Source organism: Desertivirga brevis (assembly GCF_017355835.1).
Genome location: NZ_JAFEWF010000001.1, coordinates 25,409 through 46,873 on the forward strand (window position 1 = coordinate 25,409; position 21,465 = coordinate 46,873).

The following is a 21,465-nucleotide window of genomic DNA, read 5'->3' on the forward strand; positions in this document are numbered from 1 at the left end:
TAAATGCTATTTATTAGCAGCAAGTGAATACTCGCTATTAAAGCTACGTGGATTAACAATTGATCCAGCAGGAATTGCAGTTGTACCCAATGTTGTGCCTGTCCCCTGAGCTGTATGAATTCCAGTCGCAGATCTGATAACATTACCAGGTACTCTGTTTGTAGAAGCTATCCAGGTAGTACCTAGATGTGTTCCAGTTCCTTTAGCGAAATTGGTTCCAGCGGCAGAGCGATTCAAAATCACCTTCGAGAAATTTGTAGAAGGTATATGATTTGTTCCCAAGTGAGTTCCAGTGCCTTTGGCTGTATGAGCACCGGTTGCGCTCCTAATTACAGAACCTGATTGTACCGGTTTATTTACATTCCATGTATAGTTTGCTCCGCCTTTTTGTGCGAAGGCTTTAGTACCTGCGAAAAGAGCAAATACCATCGCAACACCAACTAATCTCTTTGTTACTCGTTTCATAATTGTCTTAGATTTTGTTAGGTACTGTAATGCAATAGATATGCCTTTTTATAACAAAGATTTGTATCAATACTATTAAATGGATCATATTTAGAGCTACTTTATACAGGAAAATGAATTTACATGGTAACCTGTATTTCTCTATCAATTTTTTACATCTTCTCCTATAATTTTAAAAGTTTTATATGTTGGCCTTCCTGGTAGGATTTGAAGATAATCCAGTACGATGATCTCAAAAATTATCTTGTCCTAAGCCATATACAGGCTCTTATCAAATTTTAATTTTTTGTCCTGCAAGAGTTCTAAAAAGGCCTACATTTGCGCCTTCATTTTTGTGAACGGTCTTCTACGGCATTTCTCCCATTGTTATGAGTAATTTTCTTTATGGCTTAGATTTCGGAACTACTAACTCTGTTTTATCCATTTATGATGAAGATAAAAAAGAGATCATTGAAACGATAAGGGTTCCTTCGCTTATTTATTTTCCTGAGAAATTAGCATCTGCCGATGATAATTATGTTATAGGGGAAGAAGCAATCGTTGCCTATCTCGAAGAAGGAATGAAAGGACGGTTTATTAAATCAATCAAGCAAATACTTTCCCGTTCCAGTTTTATTGAAACACGCATTAATGGTAGAAGATATAATGCTTCTGATTTGGTTTCTCTGATTCTTAAGGATCTAAAATCTAAGGCTGATCAAATAACAGGAGAAGATTGCAGGAAGGCTGTTATTGGTCGCCCTGTTTTTTTTGATGATGATAATACTGCTAAAGATTCCCTGGCACAAACGCGACTGAGCAAGGCGGTTGAAATTGCGGGCTTTAGTAATGTTCGTTTTCAATTCGAGCCTATAGGTGCTGCTTTTGCTTATGAGCGCACCATAGAAAAGAAGGAAAGCGTACTGGTAGCCGACTTAGGTGGAGGAACTACCGACTTTACTTTTGTGGAACTAGATCCGGATCAAGCCAGGGTAAAAGATCGTCGAAATGATATGATAGCCAGCGGAGGTATTTATATCGGCGGAGATTCTTTCGATTCATCCTTTATGTGGATTAAGGGTACCCCTTACTTTGGTAAGGACACTTTATATGAAGCTACGCCAGGTAAGGTACTGAAAGTGCCTATTTCTTTATTCGATAACATCTGCACCTGGGATAAGATGAATTTCTTCAATAGCCTTAGGATAAAAAGGAGCATGGAGGAATATTACCATTATTCTAACAATGATCCAAAGTTCAGGAACCTTCTTACACTTATAGACAATAATTTGGGATACTCCGTCTTCCAATCTATTGAGAAGACAAAGATCGGTCTGTCTGTAGAAGATGTTTCACAATTCCAATATTCTAACATGGGAATTGAAATAAATGAGGCGATATCTATTAACGACTACAATGAGGTTATCCGCAAAGACGTTCAAAAGATTTCGGATTATCTGGACAGGTTTTTAAACGAGAATGGGATAGAAGCAGCTTCAATAGATAGTTTGTTTTTAACAGGTGGAAGTTCTATGGTAAAGGCTGTGAGAGACCTTTTCGTTACCAAGTTCCCAAATAGCAAAATAAATTCAGGGGATAACTTTATTAGTGTAGCAAACGGACTAGCTTATAGCGGCTACTTGTTTGAAGATTAGTTACAATAAGTTCTGAATCTTTGAGCGAATAAAAACAATTACTGGTCCCCCTGTTTAAGGAGAATGCGCGTTACCATATTTCTTTGAAGAAAAGTTAACGAAGTACTTTTTATTACTCAAATTAGCTCCATTAAAATAACATTTACTAAAAATTTATAAGTGATCAGTAACTATCAGGATTTCTGGAGCTGGTTCCTCCAGCATGAAAAGTCTTTCTACAAAGTTGTTAAATCAGGAAAGGATATAGAAAACGGTTTTTTTAAACACCTGTCGCAAAAGCTTGGGGAATTGGGGGAGGGGTATTACTTTCTTACGGGAATGCTTGATGAAGAGACCGTTGAACTTGTTCTAACAGCTGATGGGATAATTGAAAGGATTGTTTTTGTTGAGGAATTAGTTAATGAGGCTCCGGTGATTCCTGGTTGGAAGTTTACATCTTCAAAACCTCCCGTTGATGTTAAAGGTATGGCCATTAATCTGGATAATATTTCTGTTAGTCAGGATTATTTAAGCTTTTACCCTAACCTTCATCCTGATTTCCCTGATGAAATTGATATAACTATTGTCTGTGAAGGTTATACCCCTGAAAACGCCAATAAACTTGCTACTGCTGTTTATATCTTTTTAGATAATTATCTTGGTGAACTTCGCTCTGTAACTGTGATTGACAATCATTCTATTGTTGGTCCTGACCAGGCAAAAGCTGAACGGATACCTATTGAAAAGCTGAACGAATATTTGCGATGGAGGGAAAATGAGTTCGTAGAAAAATACGATGGCTTACGCTACAATACCGAAGACGACGAGTATACTCAGTTAAAGGCAGAGTTTCCCGATGGCAAGCCATTGTTGGTTACAATAAATTCAACGCTGCTTGATTGGGACCGTAAAGCCTCGCATCCCTGGATTTTTACTCTTGAAATTTATTACGACGGAAAGACAAATGATGGTTTGCCGACAGAGGAGCTCTATCAATTGCTTGAAGATATCGAATTAGAAGCTGAAGAGTATCTTCCTGATTTTGATGGCTACCTTAACCTCGGCAGAAAAACCGGTAACGGGGAAAGGGAAGTTTATTTTGCCTGTAAAGATTTTAGAAAACCTTCTAAGGTTGCAGAATACCTAATTCGCAAGTACCAGGGACAGCTGGAAATGGATTACTCTATCTACAAAGACAAATATTGGCAGGCTTTTAACAAATATCGCGTTGTATAATTAACATTATTAAAACGGCTGTAAAGGTTATAAACCGTTGACAGCCGTCTCGAAAGATATTTCTTTAGGCATCCGGTATTTCTGGCTCTACCAGTTTTATTAGTTTTTCCAGTGACTCCTGCCAACCCAAGTAACACATTTCTGCGGGTATAACGTCGGGAATACCTTCCTGTAAAACTTTTAATTCTGTGCCTACCATAGTTTTTTGAAAGGATATGGTATTAAGGATTTCTCCCGGTAAGTTAGGATCATCAAATTTGTCACTGTACTTTAGAAACTCATTCGGCCTAACCTCAAGATATTCACCGCCAAATGAATGAGTGCCGCCTGTGCTGAAATTGACAAAGGACATTCTAAATTTTCCGCCTTCCTTCACCTCCATTTGATGAACGGTGCAAAGAAAGCCGTATGGTGGAAGCCATGAAGCTATCGCAAGTGGATCAGTGAAGGCCTTGTAAACTTTCTCTGGAGATGCTTTAATTACTCTGTGCAGCGAAACTGAGTTACTTTTCATGATAAAATTATTAATGTTTATATCTGATTATCTTTTACAAATGTGAAGGAATAAACCGAGAAGCAGGAGGTGAGTATGCGACAAAATAGAGTCCGTTTGCGCCTCTTTAAATAATTCATCTTCTTTATCCATAATTTATTCAGTTCTGGACTTTCGGAGGCTATTGCGAATTACCCATTTTGTATTTACATTCGTCTTAAACCCCCTAAACTACGCTAAGGATGAGTTCTGATACTTTTAATTACAGGGAACAATTAATATCTATTTTCTGGGATCTTGATAATACTATCTCTAACCTGTTTCAAATGGGTTTCAATATTGGACTGGAGGAGGAGTGGCGGGATTTTAAGGAATCAATTAAAGAAGGCGATGCTATCCCTATTGATCTGGAGTACCTGCGGGCAATTGAGCACCCCACGTTAAAAGGAATTATTGAAATGATAGAGATCCTGGTAGAAACACGTAACTCGTTGGCTAACATTAATCAGCTTACAGATGAAGAACTTGTTTTGCCAGAAGGAATTTATGAAACAGAAGCTATTGAAGAGCAGGAGGGTCCACATGCGCACTATCTGGATGTTTGGATACAAGGACTATTTGGAGATTTAATTAATTTGTTCGAAGCTATATGGATCCTGGCCCACGGTACGGAGCCTCCGTCGGAAATTTACGACCAGTTTACCGAAAATTATTATGAAGGTGGTTTGGAGATAGAAAGTGACGATGAGAACGTACGATTTCTTCTCGAGGCATTAAACAGGGTTTTATTTACAAATGGGGGAACCGAATATTATGCCTGAGTTACTATAACGGGTATCTCAATATAAGAAATGAGCACTTATCTTAAATAAGTGCTCATTTTCTGTTTCTAATCGCCAATAAAAATTGCAGGAGGATCTAGTCTCCTTTACTTCTCCCTATACAATACCATTCCAGCATGGTAAAGAATGCCATCTATAAAATCACCATCGGCAGTGAAGCCTGTGTCATCTTTATAATCGATATGATCTTCTGAGATTTTATAGCTGCCCTGGTAAGCACTTTTTTTATTTCCTCTGGCTTCATCGTACCTGCCGTTTGGTAGAAGATGGTGTCGTATGTACCCATCGGCAGTTACCCACATTCCCGTGTAGCCTTTATTAGCTGGCATACTCAAAACCTGTTTTTGTTGCTAATTCTTTCCAATCTTCCAAATCCTTATTGAGCAAGTTTATTTTATCCTGCGCCAACTGGTAGGAGTCTTCGCCAAGGAAGAGATGAAGAGGAGGGTTTTTGCTTTCACTTGCTTTGATAATTACTTCAACAGCCTTTTCTGGGTCGCCAGGTTGATTGCCGTTGATATCTTCCTGATGCATTTGTTGAGTTTGTCGCACTTCCTTGTAAGCTTCCAGTGGGTTTTCGGGTGTACCAAGGGAACCGCTGGTAAGGAAATCAGTTCTGAAGTAGCCAGGAGAAACCAGAGTGGTATGTATTCCAAATGGTTTTACTTCAGCAGCTAATGATTCTGTAAGCCCGTGGACGGCGAACTTGGTAGCGCAGTAAATGCCGAAGCCAGGGAAAAGGCCGCTAAATCCGGCAATAGATGCGATATTGATAATATGTCCCTGCTTTTGCTCTCGCAACTGCGGTAATGCCTTCCGGATCACATTAAGGAGACCGAACACATTGACATCAAAGTTTTCCCGGGACTCGCGGTCGCTCAGTTCTTCTAAACTACCTACTAGTCCATATCCTGCGTTATTCACCACCACATCTAATCTTTCAAATTTGCTTACTGTTCTGGTAATTGCTTCCTCCACACTCTCTTCTGATTTAATGTTAACCGCGAGAGGCAGGAAGCTTTCAGATTCTGCACTAACAGCCTTTTGTAGATCACTTAAGTTTCTCGATGTTGCAGCTACCTTATGGCCAGCATCTAATAATTGTTTAACCAGGCTTAGTCCTAATCCCTTAGAAGCACCTGTTACGAACCATACTTTTTTAGTTTCCATGATATTTTTATCTGTCTTTTATTTAATTATTTATCCATTATATGCCATTGACCGAGCGAGCTCTTCACCTAATTTGAATTCTTGTGTCAGAAAATCCAGTTTTCGCATTGCTCTTGTATAGGCATCTTCGCCTAGAAGGAGATACAGTGGAGGCTCGGGTTCTTCGGCTGTTTGTATAATAGCCGCTGCTGCCTTTTCAGGATCTCCAGCTTGTTGTCCATTCATCTGGAGATATTTTTCATGAGATGCCCGTACACCCTGATATTCCTTTAGCGGACATTCGGGAAGAACAAGAGATTCTTTAGTCAGGAAACTTGTTCTGAATGCCCCTGGTGCAACTATTGTCACCTTCACTCCAAACTCTTTTACATCTTCAGCTAATACTTCCGTAAGTCCCACCACTGAGAATTTAGTAGCGGCATACATAGCCCAACCAGTTGTTGCAGCAAATCCAGCAATTGAAGACACGTTGAAGATGTGACCTGATCTTTGGTTTCGCATAAAGGGCATTACATGTCTCACTACATTCAGAGTGCCGAAGACATTTATTTCAAAACTATCCCTGCTTTCTTTATCACTCAATTCCTCGATACTACCTCCAATGCCATATCCAGCATTATTAATGACAACATCAATCCTGCGAAAGGTCTCAACAGTCTTTTCTATTGCATCTTTAACACTCCCTTCATTAGCAAGATCAACCTGTAGTGGAAGAAAGGAAGGAGAATTTATCCCTACAGCTGTCTTAAGTTGCTCCAAATTCCTTGATGTGGCTGCAACTGACTGTCCCTTTTCTAATAATTGCCTTACAAGGCTCAGCCCGAAACCTTTCGAAGCTCCTGTTATAAACCATATTTTTTTGCTTTCCATGTCTGATCTTTTGATGATTCAAAGTTAGCTCGCTTTTAGAGGGGCAGATTGTGAGATTCAATGAGATAGTTGCAAAATTCAAACAAGGGTAGGGGAGCAGGGAAGGAAGGAATGAATGAATGAATGAATGAATGAATGAATGAATGAATGAATGAATGAATGAAGGAAGGAAGGAAGGAAGGAAGGAAGGAAGGAGTGATAGAATGAGTGAAGGAGGGAAGGAGGGAATGAATGAAGGAAGGAATTGTTATTCTATTACGTCAAAATTACGCCGCCTGGTTATTACGGAATCTGCTTGGCGTTAATAAAGTGTGTTTTTTGAAGAAGTTGTTGAAGTGAGCCGGGTCTTCAAAGCCTAGGGAATATGCGATTTCTGATATATTCCAATTCGTGTGTTTCAGTAGAGCCTTTGCTTCAGATGTTAAACGTTCTGCTATCAGTAGGGTAGTTGTTTTTCCTGTTGATTCTTTAATGGCCCTGTTCAGGTGGTTTACGTGAACCGCCAGCTGCTCGGCGTAATCTTTTGCAGAACGCATAGTCAGGCGCTGTCCGGGACGCTCAATAGGGAACTGTCTTTCAAGTAGTTCTGTAAATACTGCAGTTATCCTCGACTTGGCGTCAGGGTGATGATATAAGGTTTCTGTTGGGCGTGACTTTAAAGCGAAATGGGTGATTTCGGTAACATAGTTCCTTATCAAATCCATTTTAAAAGCATAGTCTGAATTAATCTCCTCCAACATCTTTAAAAATATTGAGCTTACATGTTTGTCTTGATCAGCATCAAGTTTATAGGCAGGGCTCCCGCCCGGAGCATACATGGGAAGGTCGCCAAGTCCTCCTCTTATTTTTTCTGTGAAAAACGATTTTGAGAAAATACAGAAGAAACCTGTTTTATCTTCAGAAAGAGACTCCCAGGTATAGGGAATGTTCGGATTGAAAAACATAAGTGTGGAACCTGAAATTTCAACGCTCTTATCTGCATAATGATACCTGTTTCTCCCTCTAATAAGGCTGATTTTATAAAAGTCGCGGCGACTGTAGTTTACGGGACGCGCATTAGGGCCGTGGCAATCCTCCAGCCTGAACACATTGAAATGCCCGGTCTCCTGGTTTAGATTTCCCGGTAGACGATCGAACTTGATCCTGTAAAAGTCCTCAATTGTCTCTGTTTTCATAGATACATTCATCCTTGTAAACTTTAATAAAATTACCCATTCAGCAACAAGTTAAAGTTATGACGAAAAATTTAAATGAAATTGTATAATTCACATAATGACTTGCGAAATTCAAACAATCCAGATTGGAACAATTCTAGGACAGAAACGTTCTTTATTAGCATTATGAAAAAACTTCAAACTATAGGACTCCTACTATTATTAGCGGGAATTATCACTGGTTGCGGTAATAACACCAATAAAACCCCAACTACAGTCGAGAATGGAGAAGATACTAAGGAAAATCAGAAAACCACGGAACAAGAACCTTTAAAAGGTTGCTATATAGGAGTACTAAAGAGGGATACATTCCAATTAGCTATAACGGCTGTTAATGGAAATACCGTTGAAGGAAGTTTGTTGTACGACTTTTACGAGAAAGATAAGGCGAAGGGAACAATTCAGGGCCAGTTTTCCAATGGATTATTACTGGCAGACTATACTTTTCAATCGGAGGGAATTACTTCTGTAAGACAGGTTATCTTTAAAAAAACAGCTACAGGGTTTATTGAGGGCTATGGAAATACCAAGTCGGAGGGAGGGAAAGATTTGTTAGTCGATACCGCCGGAGTGAGTTACGATAATTCACTGGAGTTAAAGAGATCTGATATTTGTTTACCTTGAAAATTCTTTACATAAAACATTAAATATAAGTAGCTTAAATGTTTTCTTTTATATATTTGATTGGGTATAAGGAATGAGTGCAGGATTAATTAGTTAATAACAATACGAGGCAGGTACCATTCAACATTAAAAAACATGAAATCTAAAGTCTTTTTTCACAACTTTTTTTTAGCTGCTGGCATTATCTGGACCCTTTCGGCCCTGTCAATTCTTACTTTTGAACTTAATTTTCAGCCACGGGAAATTTTTCTAACGCTGATTTTTCCGCTGGCTTATGCCGTGGTAAGGTTATTTGATCGCGGTATCCCTCAGAAAGGATGAGTTCTCCGGTGATTCCCTTACATTCCCCCTAAAATTCCATTAATTTCTTCCTCGGTGCTTCTCAGTTTCTGTTGACAAAAGTTGATCAACACTGAAGCCCGCTTTACTTTCGTTGCAAGTTCGTCAATAGATACCTGCTCATTGTTTATATCCTGATAGATCTGCTCCAATTCTTTGTAGGCAGCCTCATAGTTCAAAGTCTCTTCCATTGTATGTTTCTATATTTTTAACTTCTGTGTTTATTAGTGTGTTATGTCTTATTACCTGGATTGTTTCTCCTGGTTTTAGTTCTTCCGAATCGGAGAGGATCTTCCCCTTTTTCTTCAATAAAGCGAAGCCTCTCTTTAATATTTTATTAGGGCTTGCAGCCGCAATACCTTCACCCAAACGCTCCAATGCTTTTTTTTGATCTATAAGCAAACGAGGAAGGGTAGAGCTTAATTGCGTTTGCAGTAGAGAGCTTTTTTGCTTTTCTTCCTTTAAAACCTGCTGCACCCGGTAACCCATTCGGAGCACTTTCTCCTGCACATTTTTCTCGTGCTTATGAAGGATATTTCTCGCTTTATTATTTAAGTTATACTGCCGCTGTTTCAAATCCTGTCCAGATTCGCTAAGCAGTTGCCGGGATCCTTCAACAATCCTCTCTGTTCTTCGGTCCAGCTCCTGCTCCCGCCGGTTTAGTTCCTGCTTTACCGACCTTAGGAAACCATCTTGCAATAAATGCAAACTTCTGTTATTCCGGGCTAGGAGATCCTGTCCCTTATTCTGAATACCTCCCGCCAAAAAATTCACCTGCTTTTCAAAGTTATTGTTATGATCGAGGATAAATTGTGCTGCAATACTCGGTGTTTTCGTATGGACTCTTGCAAAGAAATCGCAAATACCCTGATTCATATGGTGACCAATACCGGTGATAACCGGGATAGGGAAAGTGGCGAGGGCGAGACTGAGATGATAATCATCAAAAGGTAGAAAATCAGCAGGAGCACCACCACCTCGGGTTAGTACAACCACATCATAATTAACTTTTGAAATTCTTATTTTACTGAAGGCATCATAGAGGGAGGACTGAGCCCCATAGCCCTGTACCAATACGTTATATAAGTCGACCCTAAATTTGTACCCAAACTCATTGCTTTGCAAACAGTGACTAAAGTCAGAATAAGCGTCAGAACTAGCTGAAGTAATTAAGGCGATTCGTTGTATCGCCCTTGGTAAGCCCAGTCGTTTGTTTGGTGTTATAAAACTCCCGTTTTGAAATTGGATAACATGAGGATGATCCGCAAGAAGCTTCTTAAGAGTTTCCTTCCTTTGCAGCTCTATGCCTCCCAAGGTCAGCTCGGCATCGATCTCGCATAGCACCAGACTTAAACCGTAAACTGGATGATAGTTAATGGTTACCCTAGCTCCAACTTTTATTCCCTCTGTAAACTTTTGGCCTGTTACTTTTTCAAAGCCGGCTATTGCCATAGTACCTTCTCCCATAAAAGCGCAGGCTCTGATTTGTGCTACTTTAGCACCTTTGTCTAGTTCAATGAGATCGAAGTAAATATGACTCCCAATCTTCCTTACACCAGCAACTTCTCCCTTTACCCAGTATGAGGAAGGGAAACGCTCACGGATGGTATTCTGAACCTGGGTAAGCAGTTGCTTTAGTGAAATGTAAGATGCGGGCATGTTGTGATGCAAAGATAAGAGGAATGTTACATGATTCTGCTTATCAAATTTGAGGCAATTCTATTAGGAAAAGATATTATTCTGCATATTCGCCTTCTGGATACTTCAACCAAATGAATCCTTAATAGTAACCAAATTCAATGAAAAGACAATATTATCTATACATGATGCAGGTTTCGCTGCTTCTATTTTCCTGCTTATTTTTCTCTTGCGCCAAGTCGCTCAACCCAAGGAGTAATAAGGTAAAATACTCTCAGGAAATGGTGGAAAGAAGAGCATTAAAGAGTTTCTTTTCTAATCGCTCGGAGCAACAGTTAGCAAAGGCACATTGGGATTATGTTCCAGGTCTTGTCGCCTTTAGTGTTTTGAAGGCTTGGGAGCAATATCCTCAAAAGGAGGAGTATTACAAGGTGGTAAAAGCTTATGCCGATCATTGTCTTCAAGGGAAAGACACAATTGCGGTAGGAGCAAGCAATATCGACGACCTGGCAGCAGGAAAGATTTTTTTCACTCTTTATGAAAGGGAAATGAAAAAAGGAAATAAGGCTGATGCTGAGCGTTATAAAAACTGTGTTACTTTTCTAAGGAATAAATTGAAATATCAGCATAGCCGCATTGGTTCTGGCAAACCTGGTACCGGAGGTTTCTTTCATAAAGCGCAATATCCTAATCAAATGTGGTTAGACGGTCTTTATATGGGTCCAGCTATGTACGCCGGATGGCAGGGGACTTTTGGGACACAAGAAAGTCGCGAGGAGAATTACAAATCCTGGTCTGACATAGCAATGCAGTTCAAAATCCTCAACGAGCGGACTTATGATAAATCAAAACAGTTGAACTATCATGCATGGAGCGCAGACCCTCGGGACGAAAATTCTTTCTGGGCAAGAAAGGAAGGAGAATACAAGGGATGTTCTCCGGAATTTTGGGGTAGAGGAATGGGGTGGTTCTTCGCTGCATTGGTAGATGTTCTGGAGCTTATGCCTAAAGACCATCCAGATTATCAGGCCCTTGTTCAAATAACAAATCAGGTTGCTAAAGGGTTGGCCCGTCATCAGGATAAACGCAGCGGCAACTGGTATCAGTTACTGCAGTATGATGAACATAAAAGAGCCGATGACAAAGGTGATCTTATCAATGGCGAGGTTGTTAACAAGTGTGACAATAGTAACTATCTTGAGTCTTCAGCTTCGTCTATGTTCACGTATGCTTACCTGAAAGGTATCCGCTTAGGTGCTTTGGATAGAACGGAATTTATGCCTGTGGCAGAAAAGGCCTATAATGGCTTATTGACCAATTTTATCCGTGAAGGAGTTAATGGCGAATTAGACATCATTCAATCTTGCGCATCAGCAGGATTAGGCCCGGCCAAAGACAAATCGAGAACAGGAACTATCAATTACTATTTATGCGGAAAGGATGTTACTGTTACCCAGAATGAAGGAAAAGCTATCGGTCCGTTTATTTTAGCTAGCTTGGAATACGAGCGTAGGTAGAATGCTTTAGTCCTGACATTCAGCATACATTTCCCTACAATAAATCCAGAAATTAGGGGTTTATACTCTTAACTTGTTCACAAAATTCGGGTCTTATGAGAAATGCGTTAATGATGATCTTCACTTTCTTTGGATGCACAGCACTTGCTCAGGAAAAAACGTTAGACAAATTAGTTACAACTAAGCAGGAAACTGCGGAGGTGAAATTAGCCGGAGATGTTACTGTTTCTGCCAAGAAAAGTACTGAAATGGAGGGTGCTAAAACCTTAATCACGAAAGCAGAACGTCAAACCATCGGCCGCCTTAAGAACGTTTACAAAATAGATGAAGGAATCTTTCGATCTGAACAACCTGGGAGAAATGATTTTAGTGCTTTAGAAGAGATGGGGCTTACTGAAGTATTAAGCGTTCGTCGCTTTTGGAACGATGATAGGAAAACAAAACATACTGGCTTGAAAACTCATCATATATCTATGAAGGCTGGAGATATTGTTGAACACAAAGTAGTTAAAGCTTTGAAGGTTATCAGAGACAGAAAAGGACCTCTGTTGATTCACTGCTGGCATGGTGCCGATCGCACTGGAATGCTTGTGGCAATGTATCGCATGGTTTTTCAAAATTGGCCTAAAGAAGCAGCGATAGATGAAATGACAAAAGGAGATTTCGGTTTCCATTCTGTTTATGGCAATATCATAGATTTTATCAACGAGGCAGATATCCCGAAAATCAAAGAGAAGGTTCTAGGCAAAAATGCTAGTGAAGCAGTATTTGCTGCTGAATTTGAATAATTTACTACCAGGAACTAATAATACTTTTTCCTAATAATTTGTGTGGTACTACCGGCAAGCGAAGCTGATAGTACCACATTTTTGTTTAGCGCTGCTCCTCGCTTTTTAGGTAGTTTTTGATATAAAAGCGATACAACTGCAAGAGGATTACCACGGTATAGCATGCTAGTGTTAACCACAGTACAATCTGGGAATATGAAGAATGTGTAATAGATAAACCAACATATGTGATCATCCCGATTATTCTTAAAATTCCAATTAGTTGTTTCATTGTCGTTCTTGTTTATCTCCTTACTTTATATATGTCTTTATTTTTTCTTCAAGTTGTCCCTCTCCGTAACCTACCCATGATCCCAGTACTGTTCCTTCTGGCGAAATCATCACATAATGAGGGATTCCATTCACACCATATCTGGCGGCTATGCCTGCCATTCCTTTACCGTCATTCAAATTTTCCCAGGATACTTTATGCTGTTCAGAAGCCTTTTGCCAGTTGGCCTTTTTAACGTCTACAGATAAGCTTACTACAGTTAGTTTGTCCTTGTATTTTTCAGACACCTCCTTTAGTTCTGGCATAGCTGCGATACACGGGCCACAACCCATGCTCCAAAAGTCAAGTACCAAATATTTTCCTTTATAATCACTTAAAGATCTCTTTTGTCCAGCTAAATTTGAAAATATAGTGTCGGCCATGGGCTCCCCATTTTTAACCACCTTAGGAGGAAACAAATATGCTTCTATCTCATAACCCTTGTCGGTTTGTTTTTGATTAGGGCTTAGTCGTTTATATAATTCAATAGCAGGTCTTCTTAGAGCATTGTTTTGGTACCTTGCAGTCATTGCAACACCATGTAATTTATCTATCCAAATAGTTGTAACTGGAAGAGTTTGCAAAATTTTAATATCTTTTAGACAAACAAGATTGGATAGAGAATCCTCCATACGAATAATAGAATCTGCGCTGCGTTTGAATTTCTGTTTTTCATTCTCGTCCGAAGGTATTCCCTTGTTGTAAAGAATATTTCTTTTAATAGAAAGCTCCTGTAGTTGATCCAATTGTAACATGGAAGCTTTAGTGAAAAGACTTGCTTCTTTCTGTTCCTTCAAAGGGCTCTCTACCGTCCAGGTTCTAAGTAGTTTATTATTTCCGCTGATTTTTATGGTAATACCGGGGCCAGCCCATAGTTCTAACCATTGTGAAGGGAAGCCAGGGCCTCGTCCTAAAAGAATCAGCTTTGTCACTTGATCTACCGTTCCTCTAAATTTAAAAACACCAGCCCTTACTGTATCAGAAGCAATAGGTTTTAGAAGGTTTCCATCATCCTCGTTTAGTGTTATAGGAGTGCCATCTTCAAGCCCTTGCACGAATCCTTCAATCCAATACTGTTTCTGAGCTTTTGCTAACATTGACAACAACATAAAGGTTAGGGTAATTATGGGTTTCATAGCAGGAAAGTTTTATTTAAAGGTAAGAAAATAAATGTGTGGAAAAAGGAAAAGAATTTCTCGTTACAAAAAATGACTTTAATAGAGACCTTCAGATTTAAACGATTACTTTCAAGAATCCATTACTAGCTTAAATTATAATTGCTAAATTGACTTTTGAAATTATCCACAATAAACATTTATGAAAAATACTTTGTCACTTTTTTGCTTGCTTCTCGCTGCTTGTACCGGAACTCCAAATCGAAAGGCTGAAACAATTCGGGTTACCGGAGAGGGAAAGATCCGAGCAAAACCAGACCTTGTAATATTAACAATTCAAGTCGCATTTACTCAACTGAGAATGGCCGACGCGGTGAAGATGACCCAGAATACTGTTGATTCGGTTCTTAATATTCTTGAAAAATTTGGCACCAATGAGAATGATATAAAAACCAGTAGTATATCGGCTAATAAACATTATGAGTATAATGGAAGAGCCAATGTATTTACGGGTTATCAGGCAGAACAATCTATTGACTTCGTACTTCACGACATAAAAAAGTTCACAGTATTAACCGGAAAACTTTTGGAAACAAAGATCAGTAGTATTTCGAGAATCCAGTTTGACCATTCGAAATCTGACAGCTTGTTCCGGGAGGCCGATCTCCTGGCGTATGATGATGCTTTCCAGTCGGCCAAGAAGTTAAGTGACCGGGCAAACGTAAGTTTAGGTAAGCTTGTCTTCTTGAGCAATGCAGGAGGATCGGATACGAACGGAGATAACTACTACGGCTCTAATGAAGAGATTCAAACCTTTGCTAAAGGATATGGAGGGAACGGTTTTAAAATCTCACCAGAAGTGATGGAGTTTAAACGAACTGTTATCTCTGAGTACGAAATAGAATAGGTATACCAATAAACATCAGTTGGACCCTGGGTTGGCCTGGTACCGAAGGTGAGATAAAAAGTTCTGTAAGAGCAATTCGGATGAAGTTAACAAAAAAGCCAGTATCGAGACTTACAACTTCTTCAGAGCGATCTTCCTTAACTGGTTATTTTCCTCGTTCTGGGCAACTTTGGCAAGCTCTCTTTTATCAGTGAGCTTTTTGATCGCCATTTTCCTTAATTGGGTATTTTTCTCGTTTTCGGCTACATTTCCTAATTCACGCTGGTCTGTAAGTTTAGAGATAGCAAGTTGTCTTAATTGCCGGTCTTTTTCATGTTCAGCAACTTTGCCTAATTCCCTCTGGTTTGAAAGTCGCTCGATAGCAAGTTTCCTTAGTTGCTTGTTTTGCTCATGCTGTGCTACCTTACCTAACTCCCGTTGATTGGTCAGCCTTTCTATGGCTAACTTTCTCAATCTTACATTTTTCTCGTCCTCCGCAATGTCGCCAAGTTTGCGTTGACCGAGGCGCGTTTCTGATTTTTTGTAAGATGTTGATGCTAACTCTTGTTTAGATGAACATGCTTGTAAAGCTGTTACAAAAACTAGTAAGTAAATGAAGTTCCTCATGATTTGATTTTGCCTACTTTTCATTGGAGAGAATAAAGGTAATTAAGTTTAATCTCCGTATGCATTTAAAATACTTTTATTAAGTAGTGGACGTCTCAGTAGTTATAGGAATCGCGCGATCAGCACAATTTCTTTAACGTAACTATATATCCGTGCGGCTTAAAATTTCGTGGATCTTTGTATCTAACTCTTTAGTTGCGGCCTCAAGTAATCCTAATTCATCAGTTTTTCGAAGAGCGTTAGATTCTTTCATTAGCGACACTATTCCAAGGATTGAGGATACCGGACGTCGGAGCTCATGAGCTTGAATAAAAGCAATAGTATTTAGCGATTCACTTTTTTGGCGAGAAAGGTGTTCGTGCTTTACTTTTGAGGTTATATCTGAAAAATTAACTGATAATCCGAATATTTCCCCTTCTGTAGTAAATGCCGGTTCGATTTTAAGCAAGTACCAAAAATAACTGCCGCCAACCTCTAAATTGACTTCATCAAATACCGCCGTTCCTCCCAAGGCCTTTCTACAATCCATATAGAATTTACTGAAACTTTCCACAGGAAAATAATAGGTAATCGATCTTCCCTTTTCTGGTATTTCTCCATTAAGCTCCTTTACAAATCTTGCCCAAGTTTTATTAAATGCCAGAATCTCAAAGTCCCTTGATAAGAGTAAGTGATTATCAATAGAGCTTTCGAAAAAGGAGCGAAGTTCGTTTTCCTTCTTCTTTGCATCATCCAATTGTTCCCGGATCAGCTTCAAACTCTCGTCCAATTCAAGCAGGTAAACTACCTGCTTAGAAAGCATCTCTAAAGTCCGTTTCTGAAGGTCGCTTAATTCTCCCGGTGCCTGGTCAATTACACAAAGGCTTCCAAGATGGTATCCCTCCGAGGTGGTTAAAGGGCTTCCTGCATAAAAACGGATGTGAGGATTACCTGTTACCAAAGGATTCAAGGCAAACCGCTCATCCATTTGTGCATCTTTAACAACCATGAATGCTCCATTGTCAACCACATGAGTACAAAATGAATCTTGTCTTGAGGTTGTATCCGAATCGAAACCTTGTTTAAACCGGATATATTGAATATCCGTATCAATGAAGGTGATAAGAGCTGTAGGGGTCTTACAAACTTCTGCTGCAAGTTGAACAATCGTGTTAAGCTCACGCTCTACTTCGAATTCCCTATCAACAAACCGTTTTACCTGTTCTATTCTATTTTGCTCTTTTTCAGCCTGGATCATACCTCTGATATTTGATTTTCTATCGAATACCTTATACTATCTCTTAAATAAAAAAGTTTAAGATTGGTTTTGATATAGGTATTTTACTCTCAGTATTTGTGGCTGAAGTTTTTGCGAATTAAAAATATTGTTGAAAACGCTACAACAATTTATCTCGATGGTACCATAGACAGATGAATAAAGAAGCCTTTACCCTTTTCCCATTTAACAAGTCCCTCCTTTGCCAGATGAGTATAAGCCCTCATAGGGGTAGCTTTAGAAATGCTTAAGCTACGACTCAGTTCTACAATTGATGGAAGGGGCAAATGCGGCTCAAATTTCCCTTGTTTAATACCTTTTTTTAGTTGAACAGCCAATTGTTGATAAAGCGGCTTTGATGAAACCGAATCCAGTTTTAGCGACAGGCCTGACATAAGCTTTGATGAATAATTTAATAATTGATTATGTCCGAAGGTATGAAGGATAGGGAAATTTAACCCGTACTATACGTCCTGAATTTCCATCCTTAACGTTTCATTTTAGGAAAAAAAAGCGTTCCGGAGGCTTTTACACGCATATTTACTGGCGTATCTGGTCTTTTTGGTATTCGGAAGGGGATAATCCAAATTCCATTTTAAAGCACCTTCTGAAATGATCTGCATTGGCGAAGCCGACTAAAAAGGCTACCTCGTTTACATTAAATTTACGATCACTTAGTAATTGCTTTGCTCTTTTCAGTCTAATCTCTTTTATCAGATCAGCCACATTCAAACCACTAAGGGTTTTAATCTTTCTATACAACTGGGAGCGACTTATTCCAATGCTGTTACAAATAGTTTCAACATTTAATTCGGGGTCAGCAATACGTTCTTCAACTAGCTTGAGAAAGTTTTGGAGGAGCTTGTCGTCAGAGGAAACAGGAGCATCATTTGTTGGTTCTAAGGAGATCTGTTTCCTGTACTTCTCTTTTAAGTGTAGCCTCGACAGCAACAGGTTCTTTACGCGGGCCGTTAGATGTGCCAGGTTAAAAGGCTTGGTTATGTAATCATCGGCTCCTGTTTCATAACCTTCAATCTCACTTTCAATAGGTGTTTTGGCAGTAAGTAAGATTACCGGAACATGGGCTGTTTTGGGATTTGTTTTAATTCGTGCGCAAAACTCTTTTCCATCCATTTCAGGCATCATCACGTCTGAAATCACAAGGTCAGGAATATTTTTTTCTGCAAGTTCGAGCCCTTGTTTACCATTCGATGCTTCCTGTATATCGTAAAAGGGCTCGAAATGCTGACTAAGGTAATGTCGCAAGTCGGGACTATCATCAACGATCAGGAGTAACGGCCGGGCACCATTAATTAAAGCAGGATTTGAGTTACCAGGATCAAATAGGGAAGTAGTAAGGTCGCTGGGATATGTTTGTTGAGTTACCTGTACATTTTCTTCCCTTAGCTGTTCGTCATTAGCGGTTGCAGCAAGATTCATAGGAATAGCCACAGTAAATGTCGTCTTAAATAGCTCTTTATATTCTTTGGTTGAATCTATTGATCTTGAGCTTACTGTGATTGATCCACGATGTTGTTCAACTAGTCCCCGGGAATAGGCAAGACCAAGTCCCGTACCCCCTGTAATACTTGATTTACCTTGTTTAAATGGCTCAAAAATCACTTCCTTATCACTCTCTGGAATTTCTCTTCCTATATTTGACACAGCTATAATAACGAATTCTGTAGCATCCCTGATTTCTGATTGGAGATCTACTTCAATTATGGTATTTGATGCTCCGAACTTAATTGCGTTCGAAAGAAGATTGGAAAATATTTTTTCGATCTTATCCTCATCATAAATCAATACAATAGGGTTCTGAGGTGAGTTAAGCCTAATTGTCTTATTGTTTTCCTTCAAAAGTGGTTCAAAGGATATTATCAATTGCTTTATTAAGACCTCCAGATTATGCTGTTGCAGGTCAAGAGTCGTATTCCCTGTTTCCAACCGTCTGAAGTCTAGAAGTTGATTTACCATTCTTAGTAATCTCTCTGCATTGCTTCTCAATATCCGCAATTGTTCAGAAAAGGCAGCTGGGTCATGGACCAGGGTAGGTAGTTTTTCCAGTGGGGCAAGAATAAGTGTTAAGGGCGTTTTTACTTCATGCGAGACGTTTGTAAAGAACTGCAATTTTTGCTTCTCCAGTTCCTGCTCTTTGCTTTTCATCAACACCTGATTTTGTAAGGCATTGAAGCGAGAAGAATAGAGATGATAGATATAAATCAGTCCACCGGCAAGAAGAATATAGAAGAGGTAGGCGATGTTGCTTGCCCAAAAAGGTGGTTGTATAATGATTGAGAGTTGAACAGGCTTTTCATTCCAAATACCGTCACTATTGGATGACTTTACCTGAAAGGTATACGACCCCGGATCGAGATTTGAATAAGTAGCGACACGCCTTTTGGCATCAGTATAGGTCCAATCCTTGTCAAAACCATCTAGCTTATAAGCGTATTTGTTACCGTTAGGATTGGCATAATGCAGGCCTGCGAATTCAATAGAAAAGCTTTTGTCTTTATAGCCAAGTTGCAATTCTGCAGTAAGGTATAAAGGTTTTCTAAGAATCACCCGCCCGTTCACTTCCTGGTTTATTTCAATCGGATGTCCCAATATTTGCAGTTCTGTAAGAACTGTTCTTGGCAAGGTGCGATCAGTGCTGACTTTATCGGGATTGAAGTAATTTACACCGTTGTTAGATCCAAAATAAAGAATTCCCTCAGAGCTGTTTCTGAAGACAGCTTGCTCAGAAAAATCATTGCTCTGTAAACCATCCTGTATCGAATAGGTCCGAAATACCCCGGTTTTCTTCTCCAGCCTTGTAATCCCTTTCTTGTGGCTAATCCAAAGGCGTCCACTACTATCTTCGGTAATTGCCGCTATCAGAATTCCCTCTAATTCCGAGCCTTCAAAATATCGTGTGAATTTTTTCGAAGAGGGTGAATAGCGTTGTAAACCACCCCCGGTTCCTATCCATATTTCACCGTCCTTGTCCTCGTACAAGGAGTAAATATGATTATCTATAAGATCATTATTTTTGCTAAGAGATGCCAAAAAACGGTTTACCAGTTTTACCGTATCTCCAACAGGCTTTAAAACACTAATTCCACCAGTTTCTGTTCCTACCCATATTAAACCACTATTGTCTTGTAAGATGCACTTCGCGTCTCTTGTATTCAAGGTCTTTTTATGATGATATTTGATTAGAGTATCCCTTGAAACAATAAATTTGAAAATCCCCTCACGTCGCGTTGCTATCCAGATGTTACGGTCCTTGTCTTCAATAAGACCGAATACCGTATGTGTATATCTGTTAATACTTTCAAACCCACGAGTTTTGCCCGACCTTCCATCGTACTTTAACAAACCTTTTCTGCTTCCAATCCACACATCACCTCTACTATCACATAAAATAGATCTTACTTGGTTAAAGCTTAGTCCAATTTTGTCAGGCTTACCCAAGCTTAGTTGCCTTGTTCCTTTTGCACCAATGATAGTGATGCCTTTGTCGTAGGTTCCTACCCAAAGGTTTCCCTTTGAATCTTTGCCTATTGCAGTTACAACATTATCTGCAATGGAATTGGGATCTTGCGGATCGTGATAGTAATACTCGAAAGGTTTAGCCTTGATATTTGCTTTGCTTATACCCTTATTGAAAGTGCCAAGCCAAAGAATGTTGTTCCCTCCTTTATAAAGGTAAGATATGTTCAGGTCTCGAAGTGCCCAGGGATCCGTAGCATTAGTAAAATAGTATTTTTTCTGATTAGTCTTTGTATCGATCTGAACAAGATTTGTGTATTTCTCTAGTCTTAGAATATAATGCCCCAGGTTGTATTTGACCATTCTTCCATAAATTCTGCGGGAAAAGCTATTTACAAAGGCCTCGGGCAGTCTTTTGGTACTTATCCTGTCGAAGTTATCTTTCTCGTAATTATACCGGCAAAGCTCGTAACCTGCTTGCGTAGCCACCCAAATATTGCCTTTTGTGTCTTTAATTACGTTATCTATCTGGTTGCTATTGACACTATTTATATCGGCAGGATTAAAACGATAGATTTTAAACTGATAGCCATCGTAGCGACAAAGTCCATCAAGCGTTCCAAACCAGACGAAGCCATATTTATCCTCCGCAATTCCAAAAACTGTGTTTTGCGGCAGGCCTTCTTGCGTACTAATATTTTGAAATTTTAAATTAGGAAGTTGTGCGAAAAGCCCAACATTACTCAATATAAGCGCAATGAACAGAAACGGAAAATAGTGCCTCTTAAACCCCTTCATTGTAATATAATGGCCTTGAAGAATGAATTTTATTATTTCATTCTCAATTGTGATAGTATTTTCTCCTTTAATACATTTCAGACACTAAATATACTCTGTACTAATACTGTTTTCCAATTATTCTTTAAACATGTTTATAACCCAACGAGCTGCCCGTTATAAAGACAGCTCGTTGGGTTATAATTCGC

20 protein-coding genes are annotated in these 21,465 nt (G+C 39.3%); 7 read left to right on the top strand and 13 right to left on the bottom strand.

Annotated features, from left to right (window positions below):
* Positions 1-6 precede the first annotated feature (6 nt).
* Complete coding sequence (locus J4N25_RS00130; RefSeq protein WP_207420084.1) at positions 7-465, bottom strand: hypothetical protein; 459 nt, start codon at positions 463-465, stop codon at positions 7-9.
* Positions 466-833: 368 nt separating this feature from the next.
* Between J4N25_RS00130 and J4N25_RS00135 the strand changes: the two genes are divergently transcribed.
* Both J4N25_RS00135 and J4N25_RS00140 read left to right on the top strand, forming a co-directional pair.
* Positions 834-2,099: an Hsp70 family protein gene (locus tag J4N25_RS00135; RefSeq protein ID WP_207420085.1), complete on the top strand. Its 1,266-nt coding sequence runs from the start codon at positions 834-836 to the stop codon at positions 2,097-2,099.
* Positions 2,100-2,258: 159 nt separating this feature from the next.
* On the top strand, positions 2,259-3,314 hold the full coding sequence (locus J4N25_RS00140; RefSeq protein WP_207420086.1) for a DUF695 domain-containing protein: 1,056 nt from the start codon (positions 2,259-2,261) through the stop codon (positions 3,312-3,314).
* A 64-nt stretch (positions 3,315-3,378) separates the two neighbouring features.
* Here the strand turns inward: J4N25_RS00140 and J4N25_RS00145 are convergent, their stop codons facing one another.
* Positions 3,379-3,828: an SRPBCC family protein gene (locus J4N25_RS00145; protein ID WP_207420087.1), complete on the bottom strand. Its 450-nt coding sequence runs from the start codon at positions 3,826-3,828 to the stop codon at positions 3,379-3,381.
* A gap of 221 nt (positions 3,829-4,049) precedes the next feature.
* Between J4N25_RS00145 and J4N25_RS00150 the strand changes: the two genes are divergently transcribed.
* The gene (locus J4N25_RS00150) at positions 4,050-4,628 is read left to right on the top strand and encodes a hypothetical protein (RefSeq protein ID WP_207420088.1); all 579 of its coding nucleotides are present in this window, start codon (positions 4,050-4,052) and stop codon (positions 4,626-4,628) included.
* Between the two features lie 107 nt (positions 4,629-4,735).
* Here the strand turns inward: J4N25_RS00150 and J4N25_RS00155 are convergent, their stop codons facing one another.
* The 4 genes from J4N25_RS00155 to J4N25_RS00170 all read right to left on the bottom strand — a co-directional run bounded on the left by J4N25_RS00155 (position 4,736) and on the right by J4N25_RS00170 (position 7,864).
* Positions 4,736-4,978, bottom strand: a complete 243-nt coding sequence (locus J4N25_RS00155; protein WP_207420089.1) for an Atu4866 domain-containing protein — start codon at positions 4,976-4,978, stop codon at positions 4,736-4,738.
* Positions 4,968-5,819: an SDR family oxidoreductase gene (locus J4N25_RS00160; protein ID WP_207420090.1), complete on the bottom strand. Its 852-nt coding sequence runs from the start codon at positions 5,817-5,819 to the stop codon at positions 4,968-4,970. Before J4N25_RS00160 ends, J4N25_RS00155 begins: the two co-directional genes overlap by 11 nt.
* A gap of 30 nt (positions 5,820-5,849) precedes the next feature.
* Entirely contained in the window at positions 5,850-6,689 is an 840-nt protein-coding gene (locus tag J4N25_RS00165; RefSeq protein ID WP_207420091.1) for an SDR family oxidoreductase, read from the bottom strand.
* A gap of 266 nt (positions 6,690-6,955) precedes the next feature.
* Complete coding sequence (locus J4N25_RS00170) at positions 6,956-7,864, bottom strand: helix-turn-helix domain-containing protein (protein ID WP_207420092.1); 909 nt, start codon at positions 7,862-7,864, stop codon at positions 6,956-6,958.
* 165 nt (positions 7,865-8,029) lie between these two features.
* On the opposite strand from J4N25_RS00170, the gene J4N25_RS00175 reads away from it, so the two are divergent.
* Positions 8,030-8,527, top strand: a complete 498-nt coding sequence (locus J4N25_RS00175) for a hypothetical protein (protein WP_207420093.1) — start codon at positions 8,030-8,032, stop codon at positions 8,525-8,527.
* 338 nt (positions 8,528-8,865) lie between these two features.
* Here J4N25_RS00175 and xseB read toward each other — a convergent pair whose 3' ends face one another.
* Together xseB and xseA are read right to left on the bottom strand one after the other, a co-directional pair.
* Positions 8,866-9,057: an exodeoxyribonuclease VII small subunit gene (gene xseB / locus J4N25_RS00180; protein ID WP_207420094.1), complete on the bottom strand. Its 192-nt coding sequence runs from the start codon at positions 9,055-9,057 to the stop codon at positions 8,866-8,868.
* Positions 9,035-10,525, bottom strand: coding sequence for an exodeoxyribonuclease VII large subunit (gene xseA, locus J4N25_RS00185; RefSeq protein WP_207420095.1), 1,491 nt, complete (start codon positions 10,523-10,525; stop codon positions 9,035-9,037). The genes xseB and xseA overlap by 23 nt, the downstream gene beginning before the upstream one ends.
* 140 nt (positions 10,526-10,665) lie before the next feature.
* On the opposite strand from xseA, the gene J4N25_RS00190 reads away from it, so the two are divergent.
* Positions 10,666-12,021, top strand: a complete 1,356-nt coding sequence (locus tag J4N25_RS00190) for a glycoside hydrolase family 88/105 protein (protein ID WP_207420096.1) — start codon at positions 10,666-10,668, stop codon at positions 12,019-12,021.
* Between the two features lie 95 nt (positions 12,022-12,116).
* Positions 12,117-12,809, top strand: a complete 693-nt coding sequence (locus J4N25_RS00195; protein ID WP_207420097.1) for a tyrosine-protein phosphatase — start codon at positions 12,117-12,119, stop codon at positions 12,807-12,809.
* Between the two features lie 291 nt (positions 12,810-13,100).
* On the opposite strand, the gene J4N25_RS00200 is transcribed toward J4N25_RS00195, so the two are convergent.
* Entirely contained in the window at positions 13,101-14,255 is a 1,155-nt protein-coding gene (locus J4N25_RS00200) for a TlpA disulfide reductase family protein (RefSeq protein WP_207420098.1), read from the bottom strand.
* Positions 14,256-14,436: 181 nt separating this feature from the next.
* On the opposite strand from J4N25_RS00200, the gene J4N25_RS00205 reads away from it, so the two are divergent.
* Positions 14,437-15,141, top strand: coding sequence for an SIMPL domain-containing protein (locus J4N25_RS00205; protein WP_207420099.1), 705 nt, complete (start codon positions 14,437-14,439; stop codon positions 15,139-15,141).
* A gap of 111 nt (positions 15,142-15,252) precedes the next feature.
* Here the strand turns inward: J4N25_RS00205 and J4N25_RS00210 are convergent, their stop codons facing one another.
* The 4 genes from J4N25_RS00210 to J4N25_RS00225 form a co-directional block, all read right to left on the bottom strand.
* Positions 15,253-15,771 carry a hypothetical protein gene (locus J4N25_RS00210; protein ID WP_207420100.1) on the bottom strand — a complete coding sequence of 173 codons (519 nt, stop codon included), beginning with the start codon at positions 15,769-15,771 and terminating at the stop codon, positions 15,253-15,255.
* A 118-nt stretch (positions 15,772-15,889) separates the two neighbouring features.
* Entirely contained in the window at positions 15,890-16,984 is a 1,095-nt protein-coding gene (locus tag J4N25_RS00215) for a GAF domain-containing protein (RefSeq protein ID WP_207420101.1), read from the bottom strand.
* A 149-nt stretch (positions 16,985-17,133) separates the two neighbouring features.
* Positions 17,134-17,397: a GntR family transcriptional regulator gene (locus J4N25_RS00220; protein ID WP_207420102.1), complete on the bottom strand. Its 264-nt coding sequence runs from the start codon at positions 17,395-17,397 to the stop codon at positions 17,134-17,136.
* A 145-nt stretch (positions 17,398-17,542) separates the two neighbouring features.
* Positions 17,543-21,277 carry a hybrid sensor histidine kinase/response regulator transcription factor gene (locus tag J4N25_RS00225; protein ID WP_207420103.1) on the bottom strand — a complete coding sequence of 1,245 codons (3,735 nt, stop codon included), beginning with the start codon at positions 21,275-21,277 and terminating at the stop codon, positions 17,543-17,545.
* Positions 21,278-21,465 lie beyond the last annotated feature (188 nt).

What these genes read in the sequence shown, in the direction of transcription:
- J4N25_RS00130 (WP_207420084.1), bottom strand. Translation starts at nt 465, where the DNA reads ATGAAACGAGTAACAAAGAGATTAGTTGGTGTTGCGATGGTATTTGCT.
- J4N25_RS00135 (WP_207420085.1), top strand. Translation starts at nt 834, where the DNA reads ATGAGTAATTTTCTTTATGGCTTAGATTTCGGAACTACTAACTCTGTT.
- J4N25_RS00145 (WP_207420087.1), bottom strand. Translation starts at nt 3,828, where the DNA reads ATGAAAAGTAACTCAGTTTCGCTGCACAGAGTAATTAAAGCATCTCCA.
- J4N25_RS00150 (WP_207420088.1), top strand. Translation starts at nt 4,050, where the DNA reads ATGAGTTCTGATACTTTTAATTACAGGGAACAATTAATATCTATTTTC.
- J4N25_RS00155 (WP_207420089.1), bottom strand. Translation starts at nt 4,978, where the DNA reads ATGCCAGCTAATAAAGGCTACACGGGAATGTGGGTAACTGCCGATGGG.
- J4N25_RS00160 (WP_207420090.1), bottom strand. Translation starts at nt 5,819, where the DNA reads ATGGAAACTAAAAAAGTATGGTTCGTAACAGGTGCTTCTAAGGGATTA.
- J4N25_RS00165 (WP_207420091.1), bottom strand. Translation starts at nt 6,689, where the DNA reads ATGGAAAGCAAAAAAATATGGTTTATAACAGGAGCTTCGAAAGGTTTC.
- J4N25_RS00170 (WP_207420092.1), bottom strand. Translation starts at nt 7,864, where the DNA reads ATGAAAACAGAGACAATTGAGGACTTTTACAGGATCAAGTTCGATCGT.
- J4N25_RS00175 (WP_207420093.1), top strand. Translation starts at nt 8,030, where the DNA reads ATGAAAAAACTTCAAACTATAGGACTCCTACTATTATTAGCGGGAATT.
- xseB (WP_207420094.1), bottom strand. Translation starts at nt 9,057, where the DNA reads ATGGAAGAGACTTTGAACTATGAGGCTGCCTACAAAGAATTGGAGCAG.
- xseA (WP_207420095.1), bottom strand. Translation starts at nt 10,525, where the DNA reads ATGCCCGCATCTTACATTTCACTAAAGCAACTGCTTACCCAGGTTCAG.
- J4N25_RS00190 (WP_207420096.1), top strand. Translation starts at nt 10,666, where the DNA reads ATGAAAAGACAATATTATCTATACATGATGCAGGTTTCGCTGCTTCTA.
- J4N25_RS00195 (WP_207420097.1), top strand. Translation starts at nt 12,117, where the DNA reads ATGAGAAATGCGTTAATGATGATCTTCACTTTCTTTGGATGCACAGCA.
- J4N25_RS00200 (WP_207420098.1), bottom strand. Translation starts at nt 14,255, where the DNA reads ATGAAACCCATAATTACCCTAACCTTTATGTTGTTGTCAATGTTAGCA.
- J4N25_RS00205 (WP_207420099.1), top strand. Translation starts at nt 14,437, where the DNA reads ATGAAAAATACTTTGTCACTTTTTTGCTTGCTTCTCGCTGCTTGTACC.
- J4N25_RS00210 (WP_207420100.1), bottom strand. Translation starts at nt 15,771, where the DNA reads ATGAAAAGTAGGCAAAATCAAATCATGAGGAACTTCATTTACTTACTA.
- J4N25_RS00215 (WP_207420101.1), bottom strand. Translation starts at nt 16,984, where the DNA reads ATGATCCAGGCTGAAAAAGAGCAAAATAGAATAGAACAGGTAAAACGG.
- J4N25_RS00220 (WP_207420102.1), bottom strand. Translation starts at nt 17,397, where the DNA reads ATGTCAGGCCTGTCGCTAAAACTGGATTCGGTTTCATCAAAGCCGCTT.
- J4N25_RS00225 (WP_207420103.1), bottom strand. Translation starts at nt 21,277, where the DNA reads ATGAAGGGGTTTAAGAGGCACTATTTTCCGTTTCTGTTCATTGCGCTT.